Genomic DNA, 14,611 nt, shown 5'->3' with positions numbered 1-14,611 from the left:
CTTCGGTGGTCCGTACTCGCGGTTGCCCTGCCGAGCACGCACCCGCTAGCATACCTGCGATGTGGTGGGTCGAGGTGTAGTTCGTTATAACCGCGCCCGCGTCTCTTACTCCCACGCAAACCAAACAACGAGTTTTTATTCAAGCGAGGATCACATGAGCGCAATGACCATTAACCAGGCGAAGGGCGGCTCGATAAAAGTAGAAGTCGCCGCTGTCGAGAAGTTACGGGGCTCCTTCCGGGGCAAAATCATGCAGCCGGGCGAGCCGGGCTATGACGACGCCCGCGCGATCTGGAACGCGATGATCGACTGCAGGCCGGCGCTGATCGCCCGGTGCGCCGGTGTGGCCGACATTCGTAAGGCGGTGGAATTCGCCGCTCAACACGGCCTTCTGACAGCTGTTCGCGGCGGCGGCCACAACATTGCCGGTAATGCGATATGCGACAACGGCATGGTGATAGACCTTTCCGGCATGAGATCGGTACGTATTGACCCGGAAGCACGCGTGGCTCATGTCGAACCGGGCGCTACGCTGGGCGACTTCGATCGTGAGGCCCAGGCGTTCGGGCTGGCCACGCCGCTCGGGATCAACTCAACTACCGGTGTCGCAGGCTTGACCCTCGGCGCCGGATTCGGATGGCTGTCTCGCAAGCATGGCATGACTATCGACAACCTGCTGGCGGCCGATGTCGTTACTGCCGACGGCCGGTTTCTTCGTGCATCTGAGAAGGAAAACTCGGACCTCTTCTGGGCTTTGCGTGGCGGCAGCGGCAATTTTGGTATCGTCACGAGATTCGAGTTCCGCCTTCATCCGCTGGGACCCGAAGTATTCTGCGGTCTCGTAGTGTATCCGCTTGCCGAGGCTGACTCCGCCCTGAAGAAGTATCGGGAGTTCGCGAAGAAGCTGAGCGATGACACCGCCGTGTGGGTGGTTCTCCGCCAGGCGCCGCCGTTGCCGTTTCTGCGCGACGATGTTCACGGCAAGGAAGTGCTGGTGTTCGCGCTCTTCCACGCCGGCAATGCCGAGCAGGGCCTGAAAGCAATTGACCCGGTACGCAAGTTCGGTTCGGTACTGGGCGAGTTCATCGGCATGCAGCCCTACACCTCCTGGCAGGGCGCTTTCGACGCCCTGCTCACGCCGGGAGCGCGCAATTACTGGAAGTCGCACAACTTTACGGACATCAACGACGCCGCAATCGACCTCGCTATACGCTATACCGCGAAGCTGCCTACGCCACAGTGCGAGATTTTCTTCGGGCAGATTGGCGGAGCCACCACACGCGTTTCCCCCGACGCCATGGCGTATTCTCACCGCAACGCCATTTACGTGATGAACGTGCACGGGCGTTGGGAGTCCCCGAACGACGACACCCGGTGCATTGAATGGGCGCGGACCTTTTTCCGCGAGATGACTCCTCATGCCACCGGCGGGGTGTACGTAAACTTCCTGACCAGTGACGAGTCGGATCGTATCGGGGCCGCCTACGGTCCACATCTTAAGCGGCTGCAGCAGATCAAGATGAAGTACGATCCGGAGAACTTATTCAGCGTGAATCAGAACATTCGCCCGTCGGCGTAGCTGACGGGCCGCGGCAACACGGGGCGTGACCGGCCCGGTAGCCCACCGGTTCCGCACTCGGTGACCTACCGCGCTTGTACACTCGGTGCCCTATCCCCTTGCGGGTGGGATGGAGATAGCTCCCGCGAAAAGTGCGGTGTCGGGTTCCCCGCCTGATTCTGTGGGCGGCACACGTCCTCGTGTGCCCTATTGTCCGACGCCCCACCCTCCCGGTGGCCCTCCCGCTTGCGGGTGGGATGGAGACCCCTCGCGCAAAAATGACCTCGGTGGCCCACCATTTATGGTGGGACTGAGATGCCTCTCGCACGAAGAGCTGCCCTTCGCCGGCAGATGAGGGCATCTGCCGGGCACAGACACAAAGCCGTCGGCGGATGAGCCTCGGCGCCCCACCAGTTTGCGGGCGCGATGCTTGTGGGCGGCACTCGCCCTCGTTCTGTTGTGGGCGACACATGTCCTCGTGTGCCCCATTGCCCGGCGTCCCAACCGCATCTTGCCCTGGCTCAAAGCGTTAGCGAACTGCGCAATTTTCGATAAGCCACCCTTTCATCTGAATTATCAACCATAGAGGACCGATAATATCCTTGTTGTCGGTCGGGCCGTGCGCGCTCGCCGCTGGGCCAGACCTTACTCCCGGGTTTTAGCTTGTTGTCTTTGGATCACTAACTCTGTTCCTTTGACATCGCCGCTAACGCGGACTGATAGGTAGCCGTAGCGTGATCTCGTCGGACATGATCTCAACCCAGGAGACTGTGGCGCAGGACTCTGCTCGTGACGGCAGGCGACGACTGCTCTGGATCGTGTATTTGCTCTCGTTCGCCATCCTGGTCTGGTTCTTTGTCGAGGGTTTTGACTATTACATGACACCGTACACCGAGCGCCCTCACCACCCGGATTATCGCGGGCTCCGTCCCGCCGGATCGCGCGGTCTCGCCTACGGAATCGCCGGATCGGTCATGATGGTCATGATGCTGGTCTACTCGCTGCGGAAACGCACCCGCCTGCTGGGACGCTCGCTCCCCCTGCGCCCGCTGCTCGACTTCCATATCTATCTGGGCATTATAGGGCCGCTTTTTATCGTCCTGCACACCTCGTTGAAAGTACAAGGACTGGTGGCTGTCAGTTTCTGGTCGATGGTGGCCGTGGCGGCCAGCGGGTTCTTCGGACGTTATCTCTATCTACAGATACCGCGCAACATTGCCGGCAAGGAACTGACTCTGCAGGAAATGGAACAAACCAGCGCCGATACCGCCGGCAACCTCAAAGCGCGCTTCAAGCTCGACGACATCACCCTGGGGCAGGTTGACGCATTGTTCGAAAAGCGGCTCATACCACGGGGCAACGCTACCTTCGCGGCGATTCTCAGTCTCATGATCGATGACCTGATACGCCCTGTGGTTAAGAGCAAACTGCGACGTCAACTGTTAAAGATCGTCTGGCTGCCACGCGATCAGTTTCGCGATCTATTCGAAACGTCGTTCACGCGCGCCCTGCTTCGACGGCGCATTCACCTGTTGGGACAGGTGCAGCGACTGTTTCACTACTGGCACGTGATCCACAAACCGTTCGCCATTATCATGTATTTCATCATGGCGATTCATATCGGTATCGCCATTTGGACCGGGTATGGCTGGATCAGTTAGTCATAATCACATGTGCTTCCGTACAGTGAGTGCAATAGCAGTGCTGATGGTACTCGCACTGCCGCAGACTACCCGGGCGCAACTGTCACCGGGGGATTTACACCAGTCCCATGCCTTCCTGGAGGGAGTGCAGAACTGCAATCGATGTCACGGCACGGATGCGCACTTAATTGCCAACAAATGTCTCGAATGCCACTCGCTTATTCGCGACCGCCTGAACGCCCGCACCGGCCTTCACGGCAGTCAGAACTATCGTGAATGCCAGTTGTGTCATGTCGAGCACCAGGGGCGCGACTTCGATCTGGTATGTTGGAAAAATGGTCATGAAGGTTTCAATCACGCCCACACCGGGTATGCCCTTGACGGCAAGCACGCCTCGCTTGAGTGCCGCGCCTGCCACCGGGAGACGTACATTCCTGACCGGTCAGCTCTCGCGCGCGACAAGATAACGCTGAGCCGAACTTATCTCGGTCTTGATAAGGCCTGCAAAAGCTGCCACTTCGATGAACACCGCGGCCAGGTATCGACTGACTGCGCAAACTGCCACACCACCGCCGCCTGGAAGCCGGCATCCGGGTTCGATCACTCCCTGGCCGGGTATGCGCTGCTGGGGAAACATCTCGAGGTCGCCTGTGACAAGTGTCACCTCGTGCAGGTGGACAGTCGCCCCGAAGACGACGGCCGGTACATGCATCTTAGACCGATCGCCCACGATCTCTGTACCGATTGCCACTTTGACGTTCACAAGGGCAAGCTGGGCAGTAATTGCCGTAACTGCCACAACCCCGACGGCTGGCATGTGACTGATCGCGCGAAATTCGATCACAGCCGCACCCGGTTTCCCCTTCTGGGGCGGCATGCTTCCGTCACCTGCGACAAGTGTCATGCACCGGAGAAAAAGTCTCGCGAGCTTAAGTTCGGAGCCTGTCTCGATTGCCACTCTGACTTCCATCGGGGAGAGTTTGCCTCCCGCCCGGCCAAAGGCGCCTGCGAGGAATGCCACACGGTCGCGGGTTACAGTCCGGCGACATTTCTGATGTCACAGCATGAAAGCACTCAGTATCCGCTCCGTGGCGCGCATCGCGCGGTGCCCTGCCTGGCCTGTCATACGAGCCGGGACGGCGAACAAAAAGCGCTTGTTTATCACTTCAAGTTCAGGTCTACCAGATGCTTGGATTGTCATCGCGATCCCCACCGTGGCGAGGTCAATAAGTACGTAGCCGCCGGCGGTTGCGAAACCTGCCATGGCGTCGAATACTGGGCACTGGTCAGTTTTGATCATAGTCAAACCCGGTTTGCGCTTGACGGAAAACACGCCGCGGTCGCCTGCATCATGTGCCACAGCACGGGGACGCCGGCGCGTGGGGAAACGCATCTGACCTTTGTGGGTGCGTCAAAGCAGTGTCAGGACTGCCACCGCGATGTACATCGAAGCCAATTCGCCGCGTCCCTGACCCACCTGACCGATTGCTCCGGCTGCCATACCTCCCGAAACTGGAAGGCCGAGAAGTTCGATCACAACCGAGGCTCGCGCTTTGCGCTCGACGGAGCTCATAGGCACGTTGCCTGTGGCCGATGTCATGTACCCGCCATGGTCGACGGCGAGCGGTTCGTGGCATACAAGCCGCTCGATACGGCGTGTGTCTCCTGCCATGGAGCGAACCTTTCCCTGGAAAGCGAGAAGAAGTCATGAGTAAAGCCCCCCTTATCCTCATGTTGCTCCTCTCGAGCTTTGTAGGAGTAATCCTCAGCCAGACATCCACGAAAAACCCCCACGGGCAGATCAAGTGGGATTGCCAGAGCTGCCATACGTCGGAATCCTGGACCGAACTGCGCGACACGCTGGCGTTTGACCACGATGAAACCGGTTTCCACCTGACCGGCGCACACGCCTCGGCGCAATGTATCGGTTGTCACAAAGATATGGTGTTCAGTCATGTCGGAGTAGATTGCCAGGATTGCCACACCGACCATCATCAGGGGCAACTCGGACCCAATTGCCGGAGCTGCCACACACCGCGTGACTGGCAAAGCCGCAAGAACGTGCTGGAGCTGCACGCTCAGAAAGGGTTCGCGCTTACGGGGGTACATGCGGTAGCCGACTGCGAGGCCTGTCACCGGGGGCATGACCGCCAGGAGTATGCCGGCGCGACGGTCGACTGCGAGGGTTGCCACGCCGAGGCGTTTGCCGCCGCGACCGAGCCGAATCACCAATTGGCCGGGTTCACCATGCGCTGCGAGCAGTGCCACCACGCGGCATCGGGAACCTGGAATGATGTCACTTACACGCATCCGTCCGGGTTCGCTTTGACCGGCGCCCACAAGCAAATCGAGTGCAAGTCCTGCCATGCCACGACTTTTGCGGGTACGCCGACCAATTGTTACGATTGCCACAGCGCCGACTTTGCAGCTACGACCGACCCGAACCATGTCGAGAGCGGTTTCACTCCGCAGTGCGCGGTTTGTCATTCAACCGCCGGCTGGGAACCGGCGCGGTACGATCACAACGCCACCGGCTTTCCGCTCACCGGAAGGCACCAGACCATCGCCTGTGTCTCGTGCCATGCAACCACATACGCCGGCACGCCGGGCGACTGTTATTCCTGCCACCGGACCGAATACGATGCTACGACAAATCCTAATCACGCGCTTGCGGGATTCAGTCAGGATTGTGCGACCTGTCATACCACTATGGCGTGGCTTCCGGCTACATTTGACCATAACGCCACGCCATTCCCGCTTACCGGCGCGCATATGACGGCCGCCTGTGGATCGTGCCACGCTACCGGGTATGCCGGCACTCCTACCGCCTGCTTTGCCTGCCACCAGACCGAATACGACGCCACCACGAATCCGAACCACGCCGCGGCCAATTTCCCCACCGACTGCACGCCCTGCCACAGCACAACCAACTGGACCACGGTCAACTGGGATCACGACGCGCTGTATTTTCCCATTTACACCGGCGCCCACGCCGGGAAATGGGACGTCTGCTCCGATTGCCACGTCCAGCCGGCAAACTTCGCAGTGTTTGAGTGCACCGGATGTCACCTGCAGTCGGAAACCGACCCCAAGCACTCGGAGGTCAACGATTATCAGTATCTAAGCAGTGCCTGCTACAACTGCCATCCACAGGGGAAACATTGATGAGGAACGGTACGATACTCATCATCGGTGGGGCGGTGTTGCTCGGTCTGTGTGCACCGGTAGCTGGTGCCACGACATTTGAGATCAAATACCTGTCGGCCGAGAATGTCTATCTCGGCGGCGGGCGGGCCGATGGATTAGTGGTGGGTGACAGGCTGGTTACCGTCGATGCCGGCAACTGCCGCACCGAACTCGAGATCGTGTTTGTCGCGGATCATTCGGCATCGTGCGCGAAACTTTCCGACAACTGCACGCCGGCAGTCGGAGACAAAGCTGTGCTGGTCTCCAAGCCCTCCGCCGATACCGCTCCATCAGCCGTCGATACAACGCTGGCCGAGGCCGAACGGGATACAACCGCAATTCCACAGCCGGTGGCTCCGAGAAGCTTTTCCCCTCGCCAGGCTCCGACAATAACCGGCGGGGTTTCGTTGCTTTTCAATCACTGGGCCGATCAGAGCAGCACCAATCTCGGTTTCTCCCAGACCACCGCTCGACTCAACCTCAAGGTCCGCCGCCTGTTCGACCGGGATATTACTTTCAGCCTGCGCACCCGGGGGCGTTATGATCAACGTCAGCGAGCATACTCATCTGCGGTATCTCGTCAGGCATGGGAGAATCGCATATGGGAGTTTTCGCTGAGCTATGATGCTCCCCTGGCTCGGCTGAATTTCGGCGCCGGCCGCATTCTGCCGCGGCGAGTGTCCAGTGTCGGCTACCTCGACGGATTACTGCTCGAAACCCGGGCAACTGAGAATCTGCGTGTCGGTCTGTTCGGCGGCTCGGAGCCTCACTGGGCGTATGCCAATGACCGTGTCTCGGTCAACCGGGCCGGCGTCTATCTCAGCGTGATCAGCCCTACGGGCGGAGGTCTAATTCTGGAACAGAGTATCGCCGCGGTCGGAGAATATCACGCCGGCACAGTGAGCCGCGAGCTATTCGCCTTACAGGGTCGAATTAGTTCCGGCAGCCGGTGGAGTATCTATCATACTGCCGAAGTCGACATAAACCGTCGCTGGCGCAGAGACGCCGCCGGCAAAAGCCTCAGCCTGTCCAGCCTCTACGCCGGAATCAACTACCGCCTGTACAATTCAGTTCGATTTGTAGTCAGCTACGACAATCGCACCAATTATCGCACCTATGAAACCAGAACGGTGGTCGACTCCCTCTTTGACGACCACCTTCGCCAGGGTGTACGCACCCAGGTCGATGTGGCGCTGCCATACCAGGTGCGAGCGTCGATCGGCTACGGCCTGCGCAAACGGTCGGGCGATCCGGACCAGACCAACAGCTATTCCCTCTATCTGAGCCGGGCCGGACTACTCGGCTTCGGCTCGACTATCTCGGTCCACTACGCAGCCTTTCAGGGGCCGTTTGACCGCGGCGACAACTACTCCACCCGCGTGACTCGTTCGGTTTCTCGCAGGTTACAACTGTCGCTCGGCTACGGTGGTTATCGCTACCGGGCGGAATCGTCGGACTCGTACCGTAGAAGCAACTGGTTTGAGATCGGCGCGCAGGCCGATTTGTCGCGGCGGCTGTACTTGGGCGGTTCGGCGGAATTCGACAGCGGCGACGATATCGACGGCACTCGTGTTCAGACCGAGCTCGGCTATCGGTTCTGAGGGCTGAACTCGATTACGGCTCAACGGTAGAAGCGATATGCAGCAGTTTCTCATTTGGCTTGGCGTCATTCTACTCGGTTTGATTATCCTCGTGCCCTATGTCCGGCGCTTTCGCCGCCAGCAGCACACGACTGCCGAAAGAAAGAAAGAGGCGCGGGCCCTGGGGATCGACCGGCCCCGGTCACAGTATCCCATGATCGACCGATCGGTTTGTATCGGCTGCGGGTCGTGTGTGGCGGCCTGCCCGGAGGGCGACGTCCTCGGCGTGGTCTGGGGTGTGGCCGAGGTCATCAACTGGGAGCGGTGTGTCGGCCACGGCTACTGTGAGACCGCCTGCCCGGTGGGAGCGATGAAGGTGGGCCTGGGCGATGTCACCTCCCGCCCCGATATCCCGATCCTGAGCTCCTGCAATGAAACCGGCGTGCCGGGCATATTCATCGCCGGCGAATTGGGCGGCCTATCGCTTATTCGCCATGCGGTCGCTCAGGGCAAGATGGTGGTCGACGAAATCGCCGGACGCCTGCACGGACCGTCGCATGACGACTTGTACGACATAGTCATTGTCGGCGCCGGTCCGGCCGGACTCACCGCGGGACTGGCCGCAACCCAGCACCGGCTCAAGTACATGCTGCTCGATGCCCGTGATGTCGGCGGCACTATCCTGCACTACCCGCGCCAGAAGCTGGTGATGACTCAGCCGGTCGATATTCCGCTCTACGGCCGACTGACCAAAGAGGAGTACTCCAAAGAACTGCTTTTGGACATCTGGCAGGCGATCACCGAGCAGTTCCGACTCAACGTGCGAGCCGGTGAATGTGTCGAGTCAGTCACGTGGAATGGGAGTGCGTTCGACGTGCGCACCGTATCGAATTCGTATCTGGCCCGATACGTGGTGCTGGCGATGGGGCGCCGCGGCACGCCGCGCAAACTCGAGGTCCCCGGCGAGGAACTGGCCAAGGTAACCTATCAGCTAATGGACGCGCAGTCGTATCAGGGCAAGAGAATGCTGGTGGTCGGCGGGGGCGACAGCGCAGTCGAGGCTGCGGTCGGCCTGGCCAGGCAGCCCGGTAATGATGTGACCATATCCTACCGCAAAAGCGGTTTTTTCAGAGTGAAGAAGAAAAACGAAGAAGCCGTCACGCGCATGATCGCCGCCCGCAAACTGAAGGCGCTGTTCGAGTCGCAGGTGGTCGAGATACGGCCTGAATCAGTGCTGCTGGGAACACCGCCAGGTCAGGTCGAGCTACCGAATGACTTTGTCATCGTGCAGATCGGCGGCCTGCCACCATTCGACATGCTCAAGAAAATGGGAATCGCCTTCGGCGGCGACACGCGCAGCTTCCGTGAATTCGACTTTGCCCTGAAAACCTGAGCGCTTCGACCCAAGGGGCCACTCGCTACTTCAACAGCATCATCTTCTTCGTTTCCAGATGTTCGCCGGCGCGGAGCCGGTACAGGTAGATACCGGTCGCCACACGGTCGCCAGATTGATTCAGCCCATCCCACTCCACGCGGTGTACTCCGGCCGCCCTCGGCTCGTCAACGAGGACACGCACGATTTGCCCCAGCAGGTTGAGCACGTCGAGGCGCACGCGCTCGGCTCGCGCCAAGCTGAATTCAATCACGGTCCCGTTGTTGAACGGATTCGGATAGTTCTGCGCCAGACCGATGTGGTCGGGCAACAGCACGCCGCCCGGGCCCTCATCGATCGATGTCAACTGATCGCTTGTAAACGCCGCATAGTAAGAGTGACTGCCCTTGGATATGCTCGTGTAAACAACATTGGCAGAGGTATCTACCCAGCCGCCGACCAACTCCCACCTGCCTTGGCTTATGTTCCACTGATAAACGCGAATCCGATGCTCTTCGTTCTGAGGCGGCGGCGCACTTTCGACACCGGCCGGATTGTACGTGATCGAGAAACCAAGTGGCTCACTGAAAGTGGAATCACCTGAAACAGCCACCGCCTGGACGCCGCTCACCTGCAGTGCACCGCTCACCACGCCGTTCTGCGACGGCGGATACGCGCATGATGTGAGAATGACTGTGCGGTCGCTGACTGCTGAGTCAAGTTCGAGGCGGGTTGTCATGTCCAGGCTGAACATCGTGCGAGCGCCCTCACCTCCCGGTTGTCGCTCGATACGGAACTGAACAGGCACAAAAAACGTCTGGGAGGCGAGGTCCCGAGCGCTAATGAGGAGCTCCCCTTCAGATATATTCGTATCGTTCGGCAAAGTCGCGAGATAATGAAAAAACCCATCTCCATTCATTTGACCGGACCAGACAGTAGCGCTGTCCAACGCAAGAAAGTACGACGGTAACCCAGGGAAATCGAATATATAGTCAAGCCGCAGATCGATGGAGTCCCCTCTCGGCATCAGCGTGAAAAGCATGGGCAGGTTTCCCTGAACCGCAGTGAGGTTCACAACGATGCTGTCACCCATGGAATCGCCTAACCTGATTCCGCCGCTCAACCACTCGACCTGCGACTGAACTGTCGCCACGGCCGGCGCACCGGGTACTTCGATACGAAGTGCCGATGAGGCCAGTATGCTGTCGCCTGTGCGCACACCTAGTACATAGATCCCGCCGTTACTCGACGTCCCACCCTGCGCAATCATTGTTTGCGACGGCATTTTCATGTGATGGACCGCGGCCCGAGGGACCGGCTGTCCGCTGCGCGGATCGCGCACGGTGACGAGCCTATCACGGCCCACGCGCGGCGTGGAAACGACATTGAACTCGATCAGCCGCCCGACATCGTAATCGAGGCTGGTCGCATTGTCGTTGGGGCCGAAGAAGAACGAGCGGGCGGCCAGGCCCGGCTGTTCGGCGGGCTTAATAATCGGCGAATGGACTCCGCCGTATTCCTTCTGCCAAACGAACTCAAAGTGATCCCAGCAGGAGCGGCCGTAAGCGCGCCATTGCTCGTTATTGCGGCAAGCCACATCAATGTACTGCAGCGACCAGGACATTTCGCTGCTCGCTGCGCCGTGGTGGGAATACTGGGAATCCATGAAACCGTACCAGCTCATCGGCGCACAGCGACGGGTGGATACGCGGTACTCATCCAGGAATCCGAGCACATAATGTCCCAATTCATGGGCGATAGTTCGGAAGTTCGTTTCGCCGTCGGGCCGCATCGGCCATTCGATCACAGTCGAATCGACGCTCAGATCCACGCTCCCGAACCAGCGACGGCAGAACAGCACCCGCGCGTTGGCGTCAGTTCTGTAGATGCCGTCCGCTGTAGCCTCCGGCTCCAGCGCATTGGTCGCGTAAATCCGGACGTCGGCCAGACGCCACAGAAGCGAGTTGTTGTATATCCAGACCGTGTCAAGCCGGAGCTGGCCGTCGGTCACGTCGTAGAGGTAATTCGACGCGTTCCGAAAAGCGGCGGACAGATTACTGATATAGGCCTCGTCGGCCTCCCACTGAATGCCCACGATCAGGTTCACCGCAATCGTAGAGTGATTCAGCTTGACGATCTGCAGCGGCTCATCGGTCAGTTCATCGTAAGACATGGCGTACGTGGCCTGGTCGAAAACTGCGTTATCCAGGTACACCGTGAACGCATTGGTAAGTGCCCCGAGCGTATTACGCGCTTTGGGGAGGCTCGCCAGTTTCTTCGACACTTTGATCGAATCCCCTGTCGCGATACCACCCTCGGCGAGGAGCTCGCTTAGATCGATAATGCCGCCGGCGTCAGACATGACGGAGTCGAGAAGCACTTCCGTGAAGCTGGGCCGGTCGTTCGCCACTTTATAGACACTGAACCAGGTGTTGGCAATTGGGGCATCGAAAGCGTCGATCACGATCAGCCGCTTGGCCGGCCAACAGGGGGAGAACTCCGACGTGTTGTCGTCCCAGTCGGTCGCGGTGGCCGTAAAGAACTTGCCGATGAGCGAGACCAGGGATGTGGCCGACTCGAATTCCGCCACTCCATCCGCATTGGTGGTCACCTGGGTGGTCCAGAGCGAGAGCTCCCCCTCGCCGTATCCCGACTGATCACAGCTGTCATTGATATAGAACTCGATCACGTAGCCGGTGGTCGGCTCCGCAACTATGTGACCATAGAAGTACGTCAGGCCAGCCTTATTGAGGACCGAGTCCAGGATCGGAAAATTCACGAGCTTGTTCGGTCCAATGTCAGGATCGAGCGAATCGTTGGGGGTCACACCCGGCGGAAGCAGGTCGATTCCGAGCCCCCCATTGCCGTACATGATATTCCGCCTGATCGTGTTCCCCTCGCCCGAGACAACCAGCACCCCTTCGCGCAGGTTGTAGGCGATCACGTTGGAGAGATCGGGATCGGCGTCGCCAATCCTGTTCTGCGAGCTGTTCTCGATGACAATACCGCCGTAGTTGCCCGCACCCGGGTGGCCTGATACATCCGGACCGATCGTGTTCTGCAGAACAACGGCGCTGTCGGCATTCAAGAGACTTATGCCGTAGCCGTCAAAATTGTTGATCGCCAGCCCCCGGATTTCGCAGTCGTCGGCAGACACCGTCAGGGCTTTGGCCGACAACCCGCCGCCATCGAGCCGTACCCGATGCAGGGTCGGCTGCGTGGTGGCGTCGAGTGTCACCGGCGTAGTTATTTCCGGCAGTTCCGACTGCACACCGATCGACGGTACCCCCGGCACCGGGATACGAAAGATGATAGTGTCTCGGTTGGCCGCCTGGTTCGCGTGCTGAAGAGCCGCTCGCAGCGTGCATTCCTCCTCGCCGATCACATTGTAGCCGCCGCTCCAGCACTTGCCGTCGTTCGGATTCGAGTCCGGCGCGTCGCCCTCCGAGTTCACCACCACGCCGGTGATGTCCGGCATCAACAGGCAGGGATAGAGAAAGAAACCGTTTCTATAGGCGGCGACAATCGAGCCGTTGTCGCTGATACTGAGTGCCGCCACGATATTTCCGTTGAGCGTGGGGCCACCGACTGCGCCGGGAAAATTGGTGACGAGGGTATTCAGATTGTAGGTGGTATCGCCGTCGTAATAGAGGGCCGTGACCTGCGACGAGCCACCTGTTACCCACGCGCCCACAACTTCACCGTGGCCGTTCACACCGTACGCTTCGCTCCAGGCGGTGTTGGCGAAAACTGTCCCGTGGATGTCGATCTTGGAGCCGTCATAATACCGCCAGGCGTGCTTCATGTGAGTGGTTCCCTCGTTGTAGTCCTCGTACCCAACCACATGCCCGGAGTCGCTGATGTCGTAAGCAACAGACGTGTACCCCCCAGCAAAAAGAGGGATTTCGAGCAGGGCGCCGTTCTCTCCAAAGAACGCGCGATACTGCCCGGTATACGGCGATACCCGCAGTTGCGCCGTGCCGCAGATTTGATTGCTGTTGTTGATGCGTACCGGCAGATCGCGGTACCAAACTGAATCGGGCGGATAGCCGGGCAGCGTACCGGCCACCTCGATCAGGCCGTTCACCCAGAGGACCGGCCGGCTGTGATAGCGCATGAAGCCAAGGTCATCGGGGCGCGACCAGGCCGAGTGTCCGGACACGACGCCGGCGTCGTTGATATCGAAAGCGGTTGCCCGTTCGCACATGAGCAGACCGTTGAAGGCAATCCAATGGGCGCTATCGAATGGGAGAAGTTCCGAGACCGCGTCGTCCCAACTGAACCCGTGCACATGATAATTGCTGAAAATGTACCCGGCGATGTGCCCCCGGTCATTTATGCCGAAGGGAATGATATCCCTCCACACCTTGAACGTGTCCGGAGGTGGCGGCAAGGCCGGTTGTGTCAGTCTACCGGCCGACCAGACCCCGGTTCGCGGAGCCAACGAGTATGCTTCGAGCACAACTTGGTATTGATCATTGATTCGTGGGAAGGCGAGCGGGCTGTACCAGGTCGAAAAGACCGCGGTGGTGTCTTTGATGCGATAGACCTTAAACCCCGGCTGCGCCGCTGCAGTTGCCGCCAGCGCACATAGCGCCATCATCATTATGCCGGCCGACTTCACTTGCATACTGGTGACCAATCTGACGATCGGTGGATGTATTTCAACGACAGTTCACGTTTCGGTTCGCAGCGCCACGCCAAATCAACACTGAATAGTCGCCCGATCCGATCCATGTTAGCTACGGGGACATACGCGATGAGACAACGAGGCTGACAGCTATATTTGTACGGCCAGATAGCACTGCGCCTGGTCCTGCCCACCTGAGGCGGAGGAGACCCGAGGCCGGCTGCTGGTGGACGGGCACGATCACCAGCCACGTGTCGTAGCGGGCAGCCCACGGCTCGCTGTGGTGGGACCGCTTGAGCGAATGGAGCTGAAGGCGGGTCCGCTTGGAACCCGCCACGGGTCGCAGAATCGCCAGTCGCTCGCCGCCGCGAGCGACCCGGGCATTTTAGACCCGCCATTGCTGCCCTGCGAGAGTTACTCACAGCTTCTTATGTGCCGTCGCTTCCCCTGTTGCGCCCGCGCTGCCAGCACTCGCACCACCCGCGCCGCCGCTTGCGACGGTCGTCGTGTTGTTTGTAAGCGTCGTCGTGCTCGAGGCTGACTCGACAATTCCGATAGACGGTCCACCGCCTCCGCCTCCACCAGTGCCGCCGACCCGGCCCGCGCCACCGTTTCCGCCTCTTCCACCTGCGCCTCCCCAGG

At 59.7% G+C, this 14,611-nt stretch carries 8 protein-coding genes; 6 read left to right on the top strand and 2 right to left on the bottom strand.

The window, feature by feature from the left end; all coding sequences use genetic code 11:
• The first annotated feature begins 154 nt into the window (after window positions 1-154).
• The 6 genes from AB1772_02890 to AB1772_02865 all read left to right on the top strand — a co-directional run bounded on the left by AB1772_02890 (window position 155) and on the right by AB1772_02865 (window position 9,360).
• Window positions 155-1,579, top strand: a complete 1,425-nt coding sequence (locus AB1772_02890; GenBank protein MEW5795285.1) for an FAD-binding oxidoreductase — start codon at window positions 155-157, stop codon at window positions 1,577-1,579.
• 713 nt (window positions 1,580-2,292) lie between these two features.
• Complete coding sequence (locus tag AB1772_02885; protein ID MEW5795284.1) at window positions 2,293-3,219, top strand: hypothetical protein; 927 nt, start codon at window positions 2,293-2,295, stop codon at window positions 3,217-3,219.
• Window positions 3,220-3,265: 46 nt separating this feature from the next.
• On the top strand, window positions 3,266-4,912 hold the full coding sequence (locus AB1772_02880; GenBank protein ID MEW5795283.1) for a hypothetical protein: 1,647 nt from the start codon (window positions 3,266-3,268) through the stop codon (window positions 4,910-4,912).
• Window positions 4,909-6,366, top strand: coding sequence for a hypothetical protein (locus AB1772_02875; GenBank protein ID MEW5795282.1), 1,458 nt, complete (start codon window positions 4,909-4,911; stop codon window positions 6,364-6,366). Before AB1772_02880 ends, AB1772_02875 begins: the two co-directional genes overlap by 4 nt.
• Complete coding sequence (locus tag AB1772_02870) at window positions 6,366-7,988, top strand: hypothetical protein (protein ID MEW5795281.1); 1,623 nt, start codon at window positions 6,366-6,368, stop codon at window positions 7,986-7,988. Before AB1772_02875 ends, AB1772_02870 begins: the two co-directional genes overlap by 1 nt.
• Before the next feature lie 37 nt (window positions 7,989-8,025).
• Window positions 8,026-9,360: an NAD(P)-binding domain-containing protein gene (locus tag AB1772_02865; protein ID MEW5795280.1), complete on the top strand. Its 1,335-nt coding sequence runs from the start codon at window positions 8,026-8,028 to the stop codon at window positions 9,358-9,360.
• A gap of 25 nt (window positions 9,361-9,385) precedes the next feature.
• On the opposite strand, the gene AB1772_02860 is transcribed toward AB1772_02865, so the two are convergent.
• Both AB1772_02860 and AB1772_02855 read right to left on the bottom strand, forming a co-directional pair.
• Complete coding sequence (locus AB1772_02860) at window positions 9,386-13,969, bottom strand: FlgD immunoglobulin-like domain containing protein (GenBank protein ID MEW5795279.1); 4,584 nt, start codon at window positions 13,967-13,969, stop codon at window positions 9,386-9,388.
• Window positions 13,970-14,383: 414 nt separating this feature from the next.
• A partial coding sequence (locus AB1772_02855; GenBank protein MEW5795278.1) for a hypothetical protein occupies window positions 14,384-14,611 on the bottom strand: 228 nt, incomplete at its 5' end.

It is taken from the genome of Candidatus Zixiibacteriota bacterium (assembly GCA_040752815.1).
Classification (GTDB): Bacteria; Zixibacteria; MSB-5A5; order GN15; family FEB-12; genus JAGGTI01.
This window is presented reverse-complemented; position numbering and strand designations above follow the sequence as displayed.

Bases quoted from the DNA above. Each gene is read 5' to 3' on its own strand.
- AB1772_02890 (MEW5795285.1), top strand. From the start codon at position 155: ATGAGCGCAATGACCATTAACCAGGCGAAGGGCGGCTCGATAAAAGTA.
- AB1772_02880 (MEW5795283.1), top strand. From the start codon at position 3,266: ATGGTACTCGCACTGCCGCAGACTACCCGGGCGCAACTGTCACCGGGG.
- AB1772_02875 (MEW5795282.1), top strand. From the start codon at position 4,909: ATGAGTAAAGCCCCCCTTATCCTCATGTTGCTCCTCTCGAGCTTTGTA.
- AB1772_02870 (MEW5795281.1), top strand. From the start codon at position 6,366: ATGAGGAACGGTACGATACTCATCATCGGTGGGGCGGTGTTGCTCGGT.
- AB1772_02865 (MEW5795280.1), top strand. From the start codon at position 8,026: ATGCAGCAGTTTCTCATTTGGCTTGGCGTCATTCTACTCGGTTTGATT.
- AB1772_02860 (MEW5795279.1), bottom strand. From the start codon at position 13,969: ATGCAAGTGAAGTCGGCCGGCATAATGATGATGGCGCTATGTGCGCTG.